Genomic DNA, 18,541 nt, shown 5'->3' with positions numbered 1-18,541 from the left:
CGACCACCGCCTACGAAATAACTGTACCACCTATGGTTATGTCGCACCGCGTTCGACCGAGTTCCCCTGGCCGCCCCTTCCCCCCACGTGGCGCCCCTCATCCGCTGCACTAACGGGACATCGGGCACCGCACCGCCCGCACTGTCGCGGTTGCGGCGCTGATCGCAGTCGCGCTGCTCGCCGGCCCGAACCCGTGCTCTATTCGCGGTCGGGGGCGGAGCTGTGCTCGGTGGCCGCCCAGGTGGCCAGCAGCCGCAGGGCGTCGTGAGAGGGAGAGCCGGGCACGGTCGTGTAGACGACGAGGAACTGTTCACTCTCGGCTTCCACGGCGTAACGCTGCGAGTTCAGCGTCAGCGTTCCGACGACGGGATGGCGGAGGGTTTTCTCATCGGAGCCTGGGGCGCGTACCTGGTGGCTGGCCCACCAGGTACGGAAGTCGTCGTCCTTCAGCGACAGCTCGCCCACCAGTGCCGCGAGACGGCGATCGTCGGTATAGCGCCCGGCATCCAGCCGCAGGTGGGCGACACAGCCTTTGGCGACGGTGGCCCAGTCGTCGTAGAGGGTGCGGAACGCCGGGTCCAGGAAGGTCAGCCGGACCATGTTCCGGTACTCCGGCGGCAGGACGCCGAAGTCGACGAAGAGGGCGGCCGCGAGAGGGTTCCAGGCCAGCACGTCCAGACGGCGGCCCACCACCATCGCCGGCAGGTTCACCAGTGCGTCGAGCAGGTGCCGGGTCTCCGGCCGGATCCGCTGGGAAGGGACATCGGGTCCCGGTGGCCTGCGGGTGACATCGGCGAGTGTGAGCAGGTAGTCGCGTGCGGCGCTGTCGAGGCGCAGCGCGTCGGCGAGCGAGATGAGGACGGCGCGCGAGACGCTGGTCGTGCGGCCCTGTTCGAGCCGGACGAGGTAGTCGACGCTTACGTTCGCGAGCTGGGCCAGTTCCTCGCGGCGCAGACCCGGCACCCTGCGCAGCCGCCCGTCATCGGGCAGCCCGACGTCCGAGGGCCGCAGCCGCTCCCGGCTGGCGCGGAGGAAGTCGCCGAGCGCCGTGCGCGAGCGTGGCCCTTGTGTGCGGTGCATGTCTTCAGTCTCCCTCGCGTCACCCCGTAGCAGGCCGGGGGTGCCTGGTACAGCCAGTCCTACGGACGAGCCCGCCCTGCCGCCGGGAGCGGATCGACGACCAGGCTGGGGACGTCGATACACGGGAGTGGAAGGAACCTGTCGTGCGCTACACGCTGCTGGGGAAGTCCGGGGTGCGGGTGTCGGAGCTGGCATTCGGCACGATGACCTTCGGGGAGGACTGGGGCTGGGGAGCCCCGAAGGAGACCAGCGCCCGCCTGCTGGACATGTACGCGGACGCCGGAGGGAACTTCCTGGACACCGCTGTCGGCTACACCGGCGGCTCGTCGGAAACGATCCTGGGCGAGCTGCTGGAGAAGCGCCGGAACCGGTTCGTGCTGGCGACGAAGTACAGCTCCCAGACCCGCCCCGGGGACATGAACTCCGTGGGCAACCACCGTAAGAACCTGGTGGACTCGCTGGAGACCAGTCTGCGCCGCCTGCGCACGGACCGGATCGACCTGCTGTGGGTGCACGTGCGCGACACGCTCACCCCCGTGCCCGAGATCATGCGCGCGCTGGACGACCAGGTGCGGGCCGGGAAGGTGCTCTACGTCGGGGTGTCCGGCTGGCCGGCCTGGGAGATCGCGCAGGCCAACACGCTGGCCGAGCTGCGCGGCTGGTCACCGTTCGTCGGCCTCCAGATCCGCTACAACCTGCTGGAGCGCACCCCTGAGCGTGAGCTTCTGCCCATGGCAGGCGCGTTTGATCTGCCCGTGGTGGCGTGGGGGCCGCTGGCAGAGGGTCGGCTCACGGGCAAGTATCTGCGTGGTGAGACGGGGCGGCTGGACCGTGATGGCAGTTTCCGTCCCGGCGAGGACGACGACGACGTCGTGCGGGAGGTGATGGCCGTCGCCGACGAAGGGGGCTGGTCGCCCGCACAGGTCGCCCTGGCCTGGCTGCGGACGCGCCCCGGCACCGTCGTACCCCTTCTCGGCGCCCGTGACGAGCACCAGATGCGGGACAATCTCGGCAGCGCCGACGTCCAGCTGGACGCGGCGCAGACGGCACGCCTGAACGAGCTGAGCGCGCCCACCCTCGGCTTCCCCCACAACGTCTCACGCACCGAGCGGATCATCACCAGCGCGTACGGTGACCGTTGGCGTGCGGTCGACGACCGCCGCACCACGGTACGGCGTGCCGTGGGCGACGACGAGGATCTGGGCGGCTACCGGTGAGCTCGCCGACGGCGACTTCCAGCACGACGCGGCAATCACGGTCGCGCCGGGCGGGCCGGCACGTCGCGGGCCGGCGCCACCCGCCGGGCTTGGCCCGGAACGTTACGCGGCGACCGCGCGACCAGGGTCCTCAGGCGCCACGTGGGTGCCGGTCGGCGGGCCGGCCTCACGGCGGACGAGCTGCGGAGAAGCGGCTGCCGGTGCAGAACGCCGGGCGGCGGCGGGCGAGATCGTCCGACCGTTCTTGCGTCAACTCCATAGCGCGGTGACCTCGTCGTGCGTGGGTTCGGAGACAAGGCCGCCGGAAGCGGAGAAGACGCGGGTGTTGGGTGCGGTTGCGCTGTCATAGACGGGCCAGCCGGGGTCGCCGGTCTCGGCGAAGCGCCGCCAGGTGCCGAGGAGGTCGTCCCGGATGGCGTGGTTGGCGGCGGTGTCCATCCCGAACGCGGCGAGCGCGCCGAAGATGAAGGGGAGGTCCGCCCCGTGCGGCGTGCCCGCCTCGGGTCCGAGCGGGTCGGCGGCGAACAGGGCCCGGTATGCCTTTCCGCCCGCTTCGACCTGGGCCCGTGCCAGCCGGTTCGCAGGAAAGCGGTAGACGGCGTCGGTGAGGAATCGGGAACGGAGCCGCGTCAGGTCGGCCTGCGGATCATGTTCACGGTATGCGCCGAGCAGTTCCCCGGGGCGGTCGAAACCGGCCTGGCGCATGTCGGCGAGGAGGGCGTCCTCGTTCTCGGGGCGGAAGCCCGGCGCGGTTTCGAACAGCTGGACCTCATCCCGGTTGGTGCTGACGAGCAGAGTGAGGCCGGCTGCTGCGCCCTCTCGTACCGCCACCGAGGGGAGACGGTGGAGCACGCTCCCGTCGTGCACCACGCCCCAAGCGCGACCACCGGGCAGGTTCCGGCGCCCGATGTCGGAATCGATCACGGTGAGCTGAACGTCGAGAACACGATCGGCGGGCACTGTGCGCAACTCCTCCACCGTCGACAGGCGCAACGCGGCGAACAGGTCCTCGGCCATCGCCGTCGCCGTCGCGGCGGTGTACACCTTCTCGGTGTTTCCGCTGCTGAGGATCGCGCGGTGGAAGAGGCCCGCCGACGAGGGCACCGCGAGGAGCGCGCCGATCGAGAACGCGCCCGCGGACTCACCGGCGACGGTGATGTTCTCCGGGTCGCCGCCGAACGCGGCGATGTTCTCCCGTACCCACCGGAGTCCGGCGATCTGGTCCTGCAGGCCGAGGTTGGTACTCCCGGCCCAGTCGGACCCACCGAGATCAGCCAGGTGCAGCCAGCCGAGTGCACCCACGCGGTAGTTGAGGGCCAGGACCACACAACCCGTGGCGCGGGAGAGCGAGACGACGTCGGTCATGGGCGGGGATGCCGAGCCGATCTCGAACCCGCCGCCGAAGAGCCACACGAGCACGGGACGCCTACCGTCGACACCGGGGGTGCACACGTTGAGGTACAGGCAGTCCTCACTGGTGATGCGTCCGGCGAGTCCGAAGGGATCCGCCAGCAGGGCGGTTCCGCGCTGAGCAGGATTCGGCGGAAAGGCGGTCGCGTCACGAACTCCGGTCCATGGGACGACCGGCTGAGGCGGTCGCAGCCGAAGATCGCCGACCGGGGGCCGCGCGAACGGGACGCCCGCGAAAAGCACACCTCCGCCGGGCTGGGCCCGGCCCCGTACATCGCCGGCCGTGGTCGTCGTCAACGTGCTGGTGGTCATGTCCGTTCTCCGTACGTCGTCGGCGCCTTGGCCGCTGGCGGAGGCTTGCCGACGGTGCCGGCCTCCACGACCTCCAAGGCGGTTGGTTCATCCGCCGGACCGGCCGATCGCGGCATGGCGCTCCGCCGGCCGGCTCAACGTGCTCGGGTTCTCCCTCCACCAGCGGGAAAGCAGCAGTGGGGAAGGGCAATGACCCGCAACGGCGGTTCATGTCGCGGCGGACTCCCGTGGTGGGTCAAGTTCCATCTCAAGGAGGCAGAAGCTCAGGCTCTTGCCGTGCACGTCCACGTTGAGGGTGTGGGTCGCCCCCTCGTCGAGGGCGTCGTGCAGGACGAACTTGAGTGCGTGCAGCTGGGGCAACTCATACCGCTGCACGGGGCCGTCGACGATGTCGGCGAAGTGTTCGCGTACGCGTTCGGCGGTCAGTCGGGTGCGCAGGAACTCGTAGTCGCGTGCTCGGTAGGCGATGACGGAGATGTCGGCGATGGTGCCCTTGTCGCCGGCACGGCTGTGCGCCAGTTCGTGCAGTCTCATCATGCCGCCATGAAGGTGATCTCGGTCTCCACCCGGTCACGCGGCACGAAGACGGAGAGGATGGCGACGACCTTGTGGGTGCGACCGGTGGCGCCGCCGCCTCCAGCAGGGCCATTGAGCCACAGCGCCCGGACCTCGTGGCCGATCCGGCGGGCCTGGTCGAGGGTGGCCGTACGGGCGGCCACGCGGGCACGCGTCTCCTGGGGTTCCACCGGGTACCTGGCCGCGCCGCGGTGCACGGCGTCCACACCGATGAGTTCGAAGCGGGCTTCGGCGGTGGGCACGCCGGCCATGTGCAGGCGCTCGCGCACCACATCCAGGGCCAGCCGGCCACGGGCGACGGCATTCGGTCCGGCGTAGGAGATCTCGCCTTCGCCGACATAGCCGGCGAGGTAGCCGACGGAGACCTTGAGCAGGTCCGGGCGTTGCCTGCCGGTGATCCCCGACACCGCGACCGCGTCGTCACCGACCTGGGTCAGCCGCGCGCCGGAGAAGTCCGCCACCGCGTCCGCCGAGAGGTACGCAGCGGGGTCGTGCACCTCGTACAGCAACTGCTCGGTGCAGGTGCGTACGGTCACCCGGCCACCTGAACCGGGCACCTTCGTGATCGTGAACGAGCCGTCCTCGGCGACCTCGGCGAGGGGGAAGCCGAGGCGGGCCAGGTCCGGCACGTCCTTGAACCCGGGATCGGCGAAGTACCCGCCTGTCACCTGACCGGCGCACTCCAGCAGGTGGCCGACACCGATGCCTCGGCCCAGCACGTCCCAGTCGTCCAGGCGCCAGCCGAACTCGTACACCAAAGGAGCCAGGTACAGCGACGGGTCCGCGATCCGCCCGGTGATCACGACATCGGCACCGCGGGCCAGCGCCTCCACGACGGCGTCGCAGCCCAGATAGGCGTTGGCTGACACGATCGTGTCCCCCAGGGAGGAGAGGGTGGCGTCCCGCTCCATCAGCGGCAGGTCGCTCCCCTTGACCAGGCTCAGTACGTCATCGCCGGTGACTGCGGCGATCCTCAGGTGGCGCAGGCCCTTGCGCCGGGCGATGCCGGCGACCAGCTTCGCCGCCCCGAGCGGGTTGGCGGCGCCCATGTTGGTGATGATCTTGACGCCCTGGCTGGAGCAGTGGTCCAGCACCGCGTCCATCCGCTCACCCAGCAACGGGCTGTACCCGGCCTCCGGGTCCCGTAGGCGGTCGCGCTGGGCGAGCGCGATGGTCCGTTCGGCGAGGCACTCGAACACCAGGTAGTCCAACCGCCCGTGCTCGGCGAGCTCGGCCGCAGGCTCGATGCGGTCGTCGGCGAAACCGGCGCCGGAGCCAATTCTGATCTTCTTCATCATCACCCTCCGCCCGCCAGCATGAGCCTCTTCCGGTCACACCTCCACTATCAATAAGTTCTCCATCTATGCTCTGGGAGCATGGATTTGACGCTACAACAGCTGGACGTCTTCCGGCGGGTCGCGCGAACTCGCTCGTTCACCCGGGCCGCTGCGGAGCTGAGGCTGAGCCAGCCGGTCGTCAGCCGAACCATCGGGGAGATCGAGCGCAAACTGGGCGTCCGGTTGTTCACCAGGACCACTCGCTCGGTCGATATGACCGCCGCGGCAACCGAGTTCCTGACCGTCGCGGAAGGTGTGCTGGACACCTACCGACTGGGCATGAAGCGCTTCTCCGCATACCGCGCGGGCGACTACGGTCACGTCAGGATCGCCGCCCTGCCCTCCGTCGCCGCCGTGCTGCTCCCACCGATCCTGGTCGGATTCCTCGCCGAGCACCCCGGCACCACCCTGCACCTTCTGGACGGAACCACCCGGGAAGTGATCGACCACCTGCGTTCAGGATCGGCCGACCTCGCGATCGCCGACCAGAGTCCGGCCGCATCCGACCTCGCCCGGCAGCCGCTGGCTCACGACCGGGTGGTGGCCGTCCTGCCTCCCGACCACCCGTACAGCGCACGGACGAATCTCTTCTGGTCCGATCTCGCTGCTGAACGGTTCATTGCGCTCAGCACGGACAGCAGCGTGCGCAGGCTCACGGACCTCGGTTTCGCGCAGGCAGACGTCGAGCCCGAGACTCTCGCCGAGACACGAACGGTCGCCACGGCGGGCGGGATGATCGCCAGCGGCCTCGGCATCAGCGCCATGCCGGAACTGGTCCTGCCGCTGCTGTCCTTCACCCACCTCGTCACCCGCCCCCTGGAAAACCCCGTCATCACCAGGAAGCTGTCGCTGTACCGGCGCCGCGGAGAACCTCTCTCCCCCGCCTCACAGCGACTCGTGGACCACCTGGTCACCGCATGAACGCGGAAGGCGGCCGCCGAGCCCGGGGAGAGGGCTGCGACAACGCAAGCGCGCAGGCCGCGCTGGGGTCGCACCGCAGACAGGTCGCGGTGCACCGCCGGTCACCGGCTATCCGCGTCAAGGTGCTGCCGGTCACCGGCTACCCGCGTCAAGGTGCTGGTCATGCCGCAGATGTCGCAGGTCGGGCGGTAGGCGGCGATCCGGCGTCGCCATCGCGGCGGCGTGTCGATGCGGGAGCTTGAGCGCAAGCATGACGTGACGTGGCGGACGGTCCGTAAGGCAGTGGATTCGGTTGGCCGGAGCCGCGTGGGAAGCCCCCGCCCCGAGCGACCGCTCTGGATGTGCCTGCGGGGAAGGTCCGCTACGACAACCTCAAGGCAGCCGTCGCACGGGTGCTCGGACTGAGCCGGGCGAGGGTGGAGGCCGATTGGTGGATCGCGTCCCGGTCGACTTTCGGCATCGGGAGCTCTTACCGCCGCCCGGGCCTCGAAGGCGTCCACGAGAAGGGCGGCGTCGAGGGACAGATCGCCAACATTCGAAACCGGGACCGACGCCTACCGCCTCGCCGGCACCCGGGCACGCGGGCAGAAGAGCCGGCCGGGGACGGCCCGATGATGACAGCCCCGTCTCGGCGGCCCGCCGGCCCTCGAAGCTACTCAGGCGAATTCACTCAACGGCGCCGTGACCGCTTCTTGCCACCGGTCTCGGTGGCCGTCGGCTTGCAGTCGGTAATAAAGGGTCTCCCGGCCCTCGTCATCGGCTGAGCCGACGTGGTCGCCGATGTTGTGCGCGAGCAGGTAGTGCGCGAAGAGAACGCTGCCGGCCGGGCCGACCGCTTGCACCGGATCGCCGAGTTCGATCTTCGGGTACGGTCCAGGCGCCATGTCCTCAACTCGTCTGAGGGCATCCGCTCCCCGCTCGGCGAGATACCGGCCGAATCTGAGGTGGGTACCGGGCCACAGCCACAAGTTGCCCCGCCCGGGTGACGTGTGATCAGTGAGCCACGCACCCGCGAGCAGGGTGAACGTGCCCGGTCGGCCGTCGGGTTCCGTCGGCGTCAGCCCGTCGACATGTGGCCCTCCTGGGCGGTGCGGCCAGGGGGGAACCGTGGTGGCCACCTGCACGCCTTCCGGCCTCTGGATGCCGAGCCCACCGCGGAGCAACTGCCGCGCCAGCTCCTCGATAGGCGTCTGGAAGAAGAAGTCGAGCAGCGGATGCCCCTGGTGTCCGAACTGCCGGAAGATGAAGTGCGGACCCGTGTGTCCCTCGGCGGGAGGCTGCTTCGCCAACATCGCCGCAACCACCCTGCGTCCCACTGCGACCTCCCGAGGAGTCAGCACGCCTGGAACCACGAGGTATCCCTGCTGGCGGAACGACGTCCTCATGTCCTCAGTGATCACGGTAGCCACCGCCTCACTCCATCAACCGACGATCCATGTGGGCAAGCGAATTACCGGGGCGGACAAGGCGGTCACCACGGAGCTGATCTACAGCGGCAGCTCGGAGGAGCTTCAAGCAGGCCCGCACGGGCGGCGAACCGTCCCACCGTGACGTCATGTCTCACCGACATCTCCAAGCCGCCCCCGCCCCCGCCTGCCTCCCGAACCGGTCGCCGGTGCTGCTGCTTGCAGGGCTCTGGTCCACTTCGTGTGGTCGCGCACACGGGGTGACTGTTGATCTTCGCCTCGCCTCATGGGGGTTTCAGCGGTCGCAGGCGGTCGGTGCGCGCGTGAGCGGCTGGCCGCGCACGAGCCTGGCTCCCCTCATCAGGCCCCCGAAAATCGATCATCTAGGCTGGCGCGGTGACTGGTGAGCAGGAGCGGGTGCGGCCGTCGGGAGTGTGGGCCACGGCCGTGGGGGTGGCCAGGGTGCGGGCGCTGGAGACCGAGCGGGAGAACGCGCTGTTCCGCGACCCACTGGCACAGGCCTTCGCAGCCGCCGGCGGCCTGTGGCCCTCCTCGCCGCCACTGCCCGATGACGAGGCCGCGCGACGCCGCCGGCTGGCCGTGTCGTTCTCCATCGTCATCAGGACGAAGTTCCTCGACGACCTGTTGCAGCAGGCCTCCGCGTCCGGGGTCCGGCAGGTCGTGCTGCTCGGCGCCGGCATGGACAGCCGGGCCTTCCGGATGGACTGGCCCGAGGGCACCCGGCTGTTCGAGGTCGACACCGCTGCACCACTGGACTTCAAGGCTTCGGTGCTGCGCCAGGAGCGTGCCGTCGCACGCTGCGAACGGATCACCGTCGCGGTGGATCTGCGTGAGGACTGGCCAGGCGCGCTGGCCGCAGCAGGGCACGACCCGGCCGTGCCGACCGCGTGGATCGCCGAAGGACTACTGATCTATCTGCCCGAGGACGCGGTGGAGCTACTGCTGGCCCGGATCAGCGCGCAGTCGGCGGCAGGCAGTCGGATGGGGCTCACATTGGGCTCGCGCGGCGTGATCGACCGCTTCGGCGCGGACGCCGCGCCGGGATCGGCGGCGTCCATGTGGGTCTCGGAGATGCCCGACGACCCGGTGGGCTGGCTGGCCGGGCACGGCTGGGAGGCCGACAGCCACACCCTGCGCGAGTGCGCCGCCGCCTACGGCCGCCCGATCAGCACCCCGCCGCAGCGCGAGGAGCGGCCCGGCGGTCTCATCTCGGCGGTCCGCCGGTAGAGCGCCTCCCGGTTCCCCGGATGATCGATGCCACGGGGGCCTGATGAGCGGAGCCGGGTTCACGCGCGGCCAGCCCGTCATGCGCGCACCGACCGCCTACGACCACTGAAGTTCGCCCGATAGATCGCCTGGCTGGACAGTGGTGCGGTCATCAGTCCTTCGCCGTGAACGAAGTGCCGCCGCGGTGGAACGAGCTGCTGTTTCCTCGGTCGAGGGCGTGTTGGTGGCATCGGTCCAGGTGAACGACACGGTCGTCCGGGTCGAGGCCCGTACGACCGCGGGGCGGGCGGCCGGTCCGGGGTGTGGGTGCCGGTCGGGGCGAATACCGGGTTCAGGGGGACGACGAGCGGCCCGGGGCCCGCGGCGGCGGGCACCACGCGGGGCGGGTACCGTCACGACGGCCCGCCCCGCCGGTGACCGCCTGCCATGGTTCAGGCGATCGACAACCGTTCCCCCTGGCACCCCCTGGCGGCTGTCTCCTCAGCTGAGCGTCTTCGTGGCCACCGCGTCGTACGGCTTCAGCTCGTCGAAACGGCCGGAGAGCACCTTCGCCGCCCACTCGGGGTCCTGGAGCAGTGCACGGCCCACGGCGACGAGGTCGAACTCGTCGCGCTCGAGCCGATCCAGAAGGTTGTCGAGGTTGCCCACCCCGGAGCCCTGGCCCTGGAAGGACTCGAGGAAGTCGCCTCCGTTCAGACCGACCGAGCCCACGGTGATGGCCGGCTTGCCGGTCAGCTTCTTCGTCCAGCCGGCCAGGTTGAGGTCGGAGCCCTCGAACTCGGGGAGCCAGTAGCGGCGCGTGGAGGCGTGGAACACGTCGGCACCGGCCGCCACGAGCGGCGTCAGGATCGCCTCCAGCTCCTCCGGGGTCTCGGCCAGGCGGGCGTCGTAGGCCTCCTGCTTCCACTGCGAATAGCGGAAGATGACGGGGAACTGCGGCGACACGGTCTCGCGGATCGCGGCGACGATCTCCGACGCGAACTTCGTACGGGCCACCGGATCGCCGCCGTACACGTCCGTACGGCGGTTCGTGCCCGCCCACAGGAACTGGTCGACAAGGTAGCCGTGGGCGCCGTGGATCTCCACGCCGTCGAACCCGATGCGCTCGGCGTCCGCCGCGGCCTGAGCGAAAGCGCCGATGACGGCGTCCAGGTCGGTGCGCGTCATGGCCTTGCCGCCCTCGCTGCCGTCTATGCGCAGACCGGAGGGGCCGACGGCCGGGGCCTCGGGGAACGGCTGCTGGCCCTGCTCGCGGACCATGCCGATGTGCCACAGCTGCGGGACGATGGTGCCGCCCGCCGCATGCACCGCCTCCGCGACCTTCGCCCAGCCCGCAAGCTGGTCCTCGCCGTGGAAGCGCGGCACACGGTCGCTGCTGCCCGCCGACTCGTGGCCCACGTAGGTGCCCTCGGTGACGATCAGACCGACACCGGCGGCGGCGCGACGCCCGTAGTACGCCACCACGTCCTCGCCGGGGACGCCGCCCGGGGAGAACATGCGGGTCATCGGGGCCATCACGATCCTGTTGGGGACGGTGAGACCGTTGAGCACGATCGGGCGGGAGAGGATATCGGCCGTGCGGGCGGCGTTGGGCGTGCTGACGGTCACGTAGGGGCTCCTCAAGTGGCTCTGCTAACCGGTTGTACGGCACACCTACAGGTGTGTCACCCAAAGCAACCTCACCCACCGGCCTGCGCATTCCGTACACACGATGAGCCACGGCGTGACCCCGGACACACTCAGTGGTCCTGCGCGTCGCTGTAGGACAGGACACCCCGGAAGGGCGCGGGGAACCGCGTGCGGGACCCGCCACCGGCCGGTGCAGCGGCCGCGAGCCCGAGCGCACCCTTCGTAGGCCACGACGAGGCCCCGCCTCGTCGTGGGCGGGCGCGCGGTTCCCCGCGGTCTTTGGGGGCGGCCGGGTCGGAGACCCGTTCTCATCGGCGGTCGGTGTCGATTCCGTGGTCCGCGAGGGGTCCCACGTCCAGGCCCGCCGCACGGCAGTGCGCGATGAGATCCGGCAGCATCGCCAGGGTGGCCCGCCAGGCGCCGGGTGCCGCGGTGCGGTCGCTGTCGTGCAGGAGGACCGTGCCGCCGCCGCGCAGATCGCGGCGGACCGTCGCCAGTACGGACGCGGGCGTGGCCTCGGCCGTCCAGTCCCGGCCCCAGGCCGACCAGAGCACCGGCCGCAGCCCGCAGCGGTGCGCGGCGAGCCAGCGTCCGCTCGTGAGGATGCCGTACGGCGGGCGGTACCAGCCGGGCACCGCGCCGGAGGCCCGCCGCACGACCCGCCGGGCACGCGCCAGCTCCCGGGCGTCCCGGCCGGGGGCGGGCAGCCAGGGGTGGCCGTGCGTCCAGCCGTGCACGGCCAGCTCATGGCCGCGGTCGGCGATCTCGCGTGCCAGTTCCGGATGCTCCTGTACCGCCTCACCGAGCACGAAGAACGTGGCCCGCACCCCCAGTCGGTCCAGGGCGTCCAGGAAGCACGGGGTGCTGTCCGGGTCCGGCCCGTCGTCGAAGGTCAGGGCCACATGCCCACGGTCCCCGAGGCCGGCGAGCGCGGGCCACACCACCCGGCGCACCCCCGGCAGCCAGGTGCCGGCGGGCGCGATGTGCGCGGCCAGGGCCAGTGCCGGAAGCACGGGCAGGGCCGCCAGCGCCGCCTGCCGTCCGACCCGGCGCGGCGCAAGCGGTACGACCGGTGCAACCGGTACAACCGGTCGTTCGGGATGCCCGCCGGGCCGCCGTACGAGCCCGGGGAATCCGGGCCGCCGTACGAGCCCGGGGAATCCGTGCCGGCGCCCGGGCCCGGGAAGTCCGGGTCGCCGTACGAACCGGGGAAGTCCGGGTCGCCGTATGTGCCCCGGGAGTCCGGGTCGCCCGGGGAGCCCGCCGGGCGGCTGGGCGGTCACGGCCGCCACCTTCCTCGCCGGCGGTTGCGCCACCGGGCGCGTTGCGGGCGCAGGCGGGTGCGCAGCCGCGGCCGCAGGCGCGGACGGCGCCGCGGTCCCGCGGAGGCCTCGCCGACCACCACGGTGTCCCACTCCCCGTGGACCGCCGGGGAGCGGGAGAGCCCGGTGGTGCCGGCGGCGATCAGGAGGACGCCGAGGACACCGGCGAGCGGATGGTCGCCCAGGGACACCTGTTCCCCGAACAGTGCCCAGCCGAGGGCCACGCTGACCAGCGCGTCGCCGAGTGTCAGCGCCGGCTGGGAGGCCGCCAGGGTGCCGGCCCGCAGGGTGCTCTGCAGGACGAGGAAGCTGAGGAACCCCACCGCACCGGTGGCGTACAGGTAGCCGCTGGTGAACACGTCCGACGCGCCGTCGGGGATGCGCCCGGTGACCTCCTTGATCAGCGCGGCCGTGCAGGCGAAGCCGATGGCGGTGATCGTACCCAGCACGGTGGCGCGGGGTGTGCCGTGCACCGTGTGGGCGAGGATGGTGAGCAGGGACACCGCCACGGCCAGGCAGGCGCCGGCCGGCAGCCAGTGCGCCGCGTCGGAGGTCGCGGCACCGCCTGTCGGGGCCGCCGCGCCCATGAAGAGCCCGAGTCCCGCGGCGAGCATCAGGAACGACAGCCAGGTGAGCGCGCCCGGCCGGTGCCGGAAGACCATGCTGCCGAGCAGCAGCGTGAACAGCAGCTCGCTGGCGAGCAGCGGCTGCACCACGGACAGTTCCCCGACGGTCAGCGCACCGGCCTGGAACACCGCGGCGAGCACCATCGCCGCGAATCCGGCCAGCCAGTACCTGCGCCGCAGCAGCCCGAGCATCCGGCGCAGCACCTGCCGGGCCTGCGGGCCGACGTCCGGGTGGCGGACGTCCTCGGCCTTCTGCTCCACCGCGGCGCGCCGCTGCAGCACGGACGCGGCACCGTTGCCCACCGCCGCGAGCAGCGCCAGGGCAACCGTGAGCGCGTCCACACCATCACCCGAACCGTGCGGCCAGCCGGTGGTAGAGGCCGGGCGCGACACCGCGCACCAGGGCCGGCACCCTCAGCCAGGCGGGCACGTACACCTCGTGGCGGCCCTGCCGCAGCGCCGCGCACACCGCCTCGGCCACCTTCTCCGGCGCCATCGGCCGGGGTCGGCCGCGGGTGTAGGGGGCGCCGCGCCGCTCGAAGAAGGGGGTGTCGACGACGCCCGGCAGGACGTGCGTGAGGCGTACCCCGGTGCCGTCCAGTTCGTAGCGCAAGGCGTCGGCGAAGGTCGCGACGGCGGCCTTGGCCGCGGAGTAGACGGCCTCGCCGCGCACCCCGAGGGTGCCCGCGACCGAGCCGATCAGCACGATGTGCCCGCCGCCCGCCGCGAGCATGTGCGGCAGCACGAGGCGGACCAGGCGGACGACGGCGACGAGGTCCACGGACAGCACCCGGTCGGCCGCCGACCAGGGCATGGCGTGGAAGGACCCCGCCCAGCCGACGCCGGCGCCCGCGACCAGCAGGTCGATGCGGCCCGCCGCGCGGAGCACCTCGCGCACCAGGTGCGCGGTGTCGTCCTCGGCGGTGAGGTCGGCGCGCAGGGCCGTGGCGGAGGTCGCCGCCGCCACCGCGTCCAGGCGGACCTGGTCACGGCCGGTGAGCAGCAGCCGCCAGTCGCCCTCGGCGGCGAGCCGCCGCGCCACGGCCGCCCCGATGCCCGACGACGCGCCCGTCACCAGGGCCACGCCGTGCGCGGTGCCGCCCGGGTCCGCCAGATCCGGGGCGGGCCGGTGGGTGACGCCGGAATCCGTGCGGGCCATGACATCTGCCTCCGTCCGCCGTGGTCACGCCGGTGCACCACGTCGATCGCTGCGGCACGACGTGCGGGGTCGTGTTGAAGTAGCCGGGCCCGGGGGCTCGTAAACCTTTCCGGGGCCGTCCGCAGCAGCGGCGGAACCCGAACGGGGGGACGTCGGCGGTCTCCGCGCTCGGCGGCGCCCCTCCTGCCGGTCCGGCCGTTTGAGGCGGGCCGACCGCGGATACCCCGGCCGAGGGCACCCAGCGGCACCCCGGGTCCGAACCTGGCCCGGGTGCCGCGGGGCAGGACCGGCCACGGGGCCGGGGCGCGCCGGAGGGCAGGGACCCGCCCGGCATCCGGCGGGCACCCCACTGACGAACCGGAGGACGGCGGATGCCCGCACGATTCCTCATCGTGAGCGCAAGCATGGGCCGCGGACACGACGCGGTCGCCGCGGAGCTGGCCCGCAGGCTGCGGGCGGCAGGCCACCACACGGCCCACGCCGATGTGCTCGACCTGCTCCCCGGCGGCCTCGGGGGCGGCGTACGCGGTTTCTACCGGACGGCCGTCGGCCGCTTCCCCGCGGTGTACGCGGGCGTGTACGCGGCGTTCTTCCGGCCGGGGTCCGGGCCGCGCCCGGGCGTCGCGCCGCTGGCGACCCTGGCGGAGCGGGCGCTGCTGGACCTGGTGGCCCGGGAGCGGCCGGACACGGTGGTGGCGACGTTCCACCTCTCCGCCCAGCTGACCGGCCGGCTGCGGGCCCGGGGCCGACTGCGGGTGCCGGCGGCGGTGGTGATCACCGACTTCGCCGCGCACCGCCAGTGGCTGCACCCGGGCAATGACCTCCAGCTCTGCCTCACCCCCGAGATCGCGGCCCGCGTGCGGGAGACGCTGGGGCGCCCCGCGGCCGTGTCGGGGCCGCTGGTGGGCGAGCGGTTCCTCGGCCCCGCGCCCACCGGGGACGACTGGGCGGCGCGACTCGCCGGGACGCCCGGGGGGCCCGTGCTGGTGTCGGCGGGCGCCTGGGGGGTGGGCACACGGGTGGCGCACACGGCGTGGCTGGTGTCCGCGGCCGGGTACCTGCCGGTGGTGCTGTGCGGGGACAACGCCCGGTTGCGCAGGGAACTGGCCCGGGAGCCGGGGGCGCTTGCCCTGGGCTGGACCGAGGACATGCCGGGGCTGCTGGGCGCCTCGCGCGCCCTGATCGACAACGCCGCCGGGCAGACCGCGCTGGAGGCGCTGGCCACCGGGGTTCCCGTGATCGGCTACCGCCCCATTCCGGGCCACGGCGTGGCGGGCGTCAGGACGATGGCGCAGCTCGGCCTCAGCGACCATGCGTGGGACTCGTGGTCGCTGATCCGCGCGCTGGACACGCTCACCCCGCCGGGGCCGGTCCGCGAGCGGCGGATCGCGGCGGGCCGGGCGCTGCTGCGCTCCGACGCGGTGCGGCCGCTGGAGGAGCTGGCCGCGGGCGGCCCCGGTCCTCAGTCGCCTGCCTCCGGGTCGCGGTCGGACGCCGGCCACACATACGGCAGGTCGTCGGGCACACCGGGGAACAGCCCCGCGTAGTGGGCCGGGTCCTTGCGGACCAGCGCGGACCGGTGGCTGCGGTGAAAGTCAGGATCGCCCAGCCAGGGCGGCAGCTCGCCGGCCGCGGCCAGCTCCCGTTGCGTGCGCACCGCCTGGTCCGGGCCCCGGGAGGCATAGCCGGCGAGCAGGGAGGCCGCACAGGTGTCGGCGCGTCCCCCGGCGGTCCACCGGGCGCACATCTGGAGGCCGTAGCGGACCAGCGCCTCCTCGTAGCCGTGCCACATCCGCACCGCGGGGTGCCGCCGCCAGCCGTGCCCGGCCACGGTCAGGCCGCGCAGCACCTGGAGGGCCTCCACCCGCTGCTTGCCGAGCCGTCGCAGGTCCAGCACGGCGGCGGTCTCGGCGAAGTCCGGGTACGGGAGGAACGTCTGCATGGTGGTGCTCTACCCGCGCGCCGCCGGGGCCGCGCCGGCCGGCGGCGAGGACGGGCAGAAGAAGACCGGCCGGGTTGCGGCGATTTCGGGTTACCCGTACACGCATGACACGGCTGACGTATTGGGAACACCTCACCCATCTGGGCCACCGCGGGCACCACGGCCACGCGGACGGCGACGCGGGACACGACCGCGCGGGCATCGGCGACAGGCACGGCGGGGCACACGACGGCACCGGGCCACACGGCGGCTCACAGGACGGCGCCGGAGACCGTCTGCGGGACCGGCTCGGAGACCGCACGGGAAGCCGGCCGAACCGCGGGCGGCAGGACGGCGCGCGGCAGGAGGGCGCGGACGGGGGCGGGGGCGGGGCACCGGCCGGTGCCGGGGCGGCCGTCGCCGACGAGCCCGAGCAGACCGCCGGCCGCTCCTTGCGGGCGGTGCTGCGCCGCACGGCCCGGGAGTTCCAGGAGGACGAGCTGACCGACCGGGCGGCGGCGCTGACGTACTACGCCGTGCTCTCGCTCTTCCCCGCCCTGCTGGTGCTGGTCTCGCTCCTGGGCCTCGCCGGGCCCGGGGTGGCGGACGAGGTCGTGGACACGGTCAAGCGGTTCACGCCCGCCTCCACCGACACCACGATCACGGACGCCGTGCACCACCTCCAGGCCAATGCCTCGCTGGGGTCGGCGCTGGCGGTGGTCGGTGTGCTGGGTGCGCTGTGGTCGGCCTCGGGCTATGTGGCGGCGTTCATCCGCAGTGCCAACGCCGTCTGGGGCATGCCGGAGGGCCGCCCGATGGTGCGGGTGCTGCTGGTGCGGCTCGGAGTGACGGTGGCGTTGGTGCTGCTCGCCTGCGCAAGCGCGCTGATCGTGGTCTTCACGGGCGGGATCGCGCAGCGCGCCGGATCGGCCCTCGGCGTCGGCCACACGGCGCTGACGGCGTGGTCGATCGCCAAGTGGCCGGTGCTGGTGGTGCTGGTGTCCGCCATGATCTCGCTGCTGTACTGGGCGAGCCCGAACGTGAAGGCCCACAAGGTGCGCTGGGTCGCCCCGGGCAGCTGTCTGGCCCTGTTGATCTGGATCGCCGCCTCGGCCGGCTTCGGCGTGTACGTGGCGAACTTCGGCTCGTACAACGCGACCTACGGCACGCTGGCCGGGGTGATCGTCTTCCTGGTGTGGCTGTGGATCGGCAACCTGGCGGTGCTGCTGGGCCTGGAGTTCGACGCGGAGCTGGCTCGCGAGCGGTCCCTCACCGGTGGCGGCAAGGCGCGGCGGGCACGGTACGCCGTGCCGCGGGACACCCGCAAGTGGAGCAGGAAGGACCGGCGCCGCGCGGAGGAGTGACGCGCCGCGTGAACCACCCCGCGGCATCGACGCCGGTCTTCGGGGTACCCCGTGCTGGGACCGAGCAACGGCAGGGAAAGGCAGGTGAGGAGCGTGAGCACCGTCTACCACGACCGGCAGGGCACCGCCGACGAGTCGGTGGGCGTGCTGGTCTCCCGCGCGTCCGAGCAGATTTCGCAGCTGGTGCGCCAGGAGCTCCACCTGGCCCAGGCGGAGATGCGGCTGAAGGGCAAGCGGTTCGGGATCAGCGGGGGCCTGTTCAGCGGGGCGGGGCTGATGGCGTTCCTCGCACTGGAGGGACTGGTGGTCGCGGCGATCGCCGCCGTGACGGCGGTTCTGCCGGTATGGGCCTCGGCCCTGGTCGTCGTCGGCGCGCTGCTGCTGATCGCGGGCGTCATGGGCATCGCGGGCCGGCTGGAGATGGGCCGGGCCACTCCCGCCGCGCCACGGGAGACCATCGCCAGCGTCAAGACCGATGTGGCCGAACTGAGGGAGGCGGCACACCGATGAACCACCGCAACTCACATCCCGGGGCCTCCGCCACGCCCGCCGAACTCCGCGCCCAGGTCGAGGAGCTGCGGACGGAGCTGGGCCACACGGTGGAGGCGCTGGCCGCCAAGGCGGACGTCAAGTCCCGTGCCCAGCAGCGGGCGGCCCAGGTCAGGGAGCAGATGCACAGCAGGGCCACACAGGTCAGGGGCAAGGCGCACGGCACGGCGTCGCAGGTGAAGCAGCGCGGCGGGACGCCCCGGGCGGAGGGCGGGAAGGGCGCCTCCCTGGCGCTCCTGAGGGACAGGCGGATACTCATCACCCTCGCCGTCGTGGCCGCCGCGGGCACCGTGCTCGCCGTGGGCCGCCGCCGCTACTGCCACCGGGGCCACTGAGCCCCGCCGGCCGCGCCCCCGGGCAGCGCGCGGCCGGGCGCCCCCGGGCCCGCCGGCACCACGCCGGCGGGCCCGCCGCCGTACCGTGCGGGTGTCGCGGCGCCGACCCCGAGCCGCGACACCCCGCAC

The 18,541-nt window shown here is 72.5% G+C and carries 17 protein-coding genes; 7 read left to right on the top strand and 10 right to left on the bottom strand.

What is annotated here, in order from left to right:
* Positions 1–198: 198 nt before the first annotated feature.
* A complete protein-coding gene (locus ACSMXW_RS36500) occupies positions 199–1,080 on the bottom strand; it encodes a helix-turn-helix domain-containing protein (protein WP_485802805.1) in 882 nt (293 codons plus the stop codon).
* Between the two features lie 143 nt (positions 1,081–1,223).
* Between ACSMXW_RS36500 and ACSMXW_RS36495 the strand changes: the two genes are divergently transcribed.
* A complete protein-coding gene (locus tag ACSMXW_RS36495) occupies positions 1,224–2,297 on the top strand; it encodes an aldo/keto reductase (protein WP_485802804.1) in 1,074 nt (357 codons plus the stop codon).
* A gap of 249 nt (positions 2,298–2,546) precedes the next feature.
* On the opposite strand, the gene ACSMXW_RS36490 is transcribed toward ACSMXW_RS36495, so the two are convergent.
* The 3 genes from ACSMXW_RS36490 to ACSMXW_RS36480 form a co-directional block, all read right to left on the bottom strand.
* Positions 2,547–4,019, bottom strand: a complete 1,473-nt coding sequence (locus ACSMXW_RS36490; RefSeq protein WP_485802802.1) for a carboxylesterase/lipase family protein — start codon at positions 4,017–4,019, stop codon at positions 2,547–2,549.
* Positions 4,020–4,226: 207 nt separating this feature from the next.
* On the bottom strand, positions 4,227–4,556 hold the full coding sequence (locus ACSMXW_RS36485) for an AtuA-related protein (RefSeq protein WP_485802800.1): 330 nt from the start codon (positions 4,554–4,556) through the stop codon (positions 4,227–4,229).
* Positions 4,553–5,893, bottom strand: coding sequence for an acyclic terpene utilization AtuA family protein (locus tag ACSMXW_RS36480; RefSeq protein WP_485802798.1), 1,341 nt, complete (start codon positions 5,891–5,893; stop codon positions 4,553–4,555). Before ACSMXW_RS36480 ends, ACSMXW_RS36485 begins: the two co-directional genes overlap by 4 nt.
* 78 nt (positions 5,894–5,971) lie before the next feature.
* Here ACSMXW_RS36480 and ACSMXW_RS36475 point away from each other — a divergent pair, with 78 nt between their 5' ends.
* Positions 5,972–6,853 (top strand): LysR family transcriptional regulator, encoded by an 882-nt coding sequence (locus tag ACSMXW_RS36475; RefSeq protein ID WP_485802796.1) that lies wholly within the window; start codon positions 5,972–5,974, stop codon positions 6,851–6,853.
* A 656-nt stretch (positions 6,854–7,509) separates the two neighbouring features.
* Here ACSMXW_RS36475 and ACSMXW_RS36470 read toward each other — a convergent pair.
* Positions 7,510–8,262 (bottom strand): phytanoyl-CoA dioxygenase family protein, encoded by a 753-nt coding sequence (locus ACSMXW_RS36470; RefSeq protein WP_485802794.1) that lies wholly within the window; start codon positions 8,260–8,262, stop codon positions 7,510–7,512.
* 429 nt (positions 8,263–8,691) lie between these two features.
* On the opposite strand from ACSMXW_RS36470, the gene ACSMXW_RS36465 reads away from it, so the two are divergent.
* Positions 8,692–9,507, top strand: a complete 816-nt coding sequence (locus ACSMXW_RS36465) for a class I SAM-dependent methyltransferase (protein ID WP_485808529.1) — start codon at positions 8,692–8,694, stop codon at positions 9,505–9,507.
* A gap of 480 nt (positions 9,508–9,987) precedes the next feature.
* On the opposite strand, the gene ACSMXW_RS36460 is transcribed toward ACSMXW_RS36465, so the two are convergent.
* The 4 genes from ACSMXW_RS36460 to ACSMXW_RS36445 form a co-directional block, all read right to left on the bottom strand.
* A complete protein-coding gene (locus tag ACSMXW_RS36460) occupies positions 9,988–11,115 on the bottom strand; it encodes an NADH:flavin oxidoreductase (protein ID WP_485802792.1) in 1,128 nt (375 codons plus the stop codon).
* A gap of 329 nt (positions 11,116–11,444) precedes the next feature.
* The gene (locus ACSMXW_RS36455) at positions 11,445–12,149 is read right to left on the bottom strand and encodes a polysaccharide deacetylase family protein (protein ID WP_485802790.1); all 705 of its coding nucleotides are present in this window, start codon (positions 12,147–12,149) and stop codon (positions 11,445–11,447) included.
* A 266-nt stretch (positions 12,150–12,415) separates the two neighbouring features.
* Positions 12,416–13,426 (bottom strand): DMT family transporter, encoded by a 1,011-nt coding sequence (locus tag ACSMXW_RS36450; protein ID WP_485802788.1) that lies wholly within the window; start codon positions 13,424–13,426, stop codon positions 12,416–12,418.
* Positions 13,427–13,430: 4 nt separating this feature from the next.
* Complete coding sequence (locus ACSMXW_RS36445; protein ID WP_485802786.1) at positions 13,431–14,243, bottom strand: SDR family NAD(P)-dependent oxidoreductase; 813 nt, start codon at positions 14,241–14,243, stop codon at positions 13,431–13,433.
* A gap of 371 nt (positions 14,244–14,614) precedes the next feature.
* Between ACSMXW_RS36445 and ACSMXW_RS36440 the strand changes: the two genes are divergently transcribed.
* Positions 14,615–15,790, top strand: coding sequence for an MGDG synthase family glycosyltransferase (locus tag ACSMXW_RS36440; protein WP_485802785.1), 1,176 nt, complete (start codon positions 14,615–14,617; stop codon positions 15,788–15,790).
* On the opposite strand, the gene ACSMXW_RS36435 is transcribed toward ACSMXW_RS36440, so the two are convergent.
* Positions 15,706–16,185, bottom strand: coding sequence for an MSMEG_6728 family protein (locus ACSMXW_RS36435; protein ID WP_485802783.1), 480 nt, complete (start codon positions 16,183–16,185; stop codon positions 15,706–15,708). The two genes, ACSMXW_RS36440 and ACSMXW_RS36435, sit on opposite strands and share 85 nt — an antisense overlap.
* A 104-nt stretch (positions 16,186–16,289) precedes the next feature.
* On the opposite strand from ACSMXW_RS36435, the gene ACSMXW_RS36430 reads away from it, so the two are divergent.
* The 3 genes from ACSMXW_RS36430 (at position 16,290) to ACSMXW_RS36420 (ending at position 18,412) form a co-directional block, all read left to right on the top strand.
* Complete coding sequence (locus ACSMXW_RS36430) at positions 16,290–17,528, top strand: YihY/virulence factor BrkB family protein (protein WP_485802782.1); 1,239 nt, start codon at positions 16,290–16,292, stop codon at positions 17,526–17,528.
* Positions 17,529–17,621: 93 nt separating this feature from the next.
* Complete coding sequence (locus ACSMXW_RS36425) at positions 17,622–18,038, top strand: phage holin family protein (RefSeq protein ID WP_485802780.1); 417 nt, start codon at positions 17,622–17,624, stop codon at positions 18,036–18,038.
* Complete coding sequence (locus ACSMXW_RS36420; protein WP_485802778.1) at positions 18,035–18,412, top strand: DUF3618 domain-containing protein; 378 nt, start codon at positions 18,035–18,037, stop codon at positions 18,410–18,412. The genes ACSMXW_RS36425 and ACSMXW_RS36420 overlap by 4 nt, the downstream gene beginning before the upstream one ends.
* The last annotated feature ends 129 nt before the right edge of the window (positions 18,413–18,541 follow it).

The organism is Streptomyces sp. DSM 116793 (genome assembly GCF_057320905.1).
The sequence above is the reverse complement of the archived record's forward strand: the minus strand, read 5'-3'. Positions and strand labels throughout refer to the sequence as shown.